The 221-nt window shown below is 68.8% G+C and carries 1 pseudogene; it reads left to right on the top strand.

The window, feature by feature from the left end:
• Positions 1–221: pseudogene (locus JL475_RS39605) on the top strand (hypothetical protein); the annotation flags it as partial.

Consider the following 221-nt stretch of genomic DNA (forward strand, 5'->3'; position numbering starts at 1 on the left):
CTGGGCGCGGCCGAGGAGTACCGGATCATCCTGGCGATGAACAGCACCGGCGACTCCAACGCGCCCGGCGACGGCGTGTACGTCGTCGCGGTGAAGGAGCGACCGAAGCAGACCCGGCTGATCTGCAATATGAAGGACGGCGAGGCAAGCGGCCTCAACACCAGCGTGGGCTCCGAAGATGTGCCGGGCGCCGGCCCCGTGATGGCCGACAGCAACGGCGG

The sequence above is a fragment of the Streptomyces sp. M2CJ-2 genome (assembly GCF_016757295.1).
GTDB lineage: Bacteria > Actinomycetota > Actinomycetes > Streptomycetales > Streptomycetaceae > Streptomyces.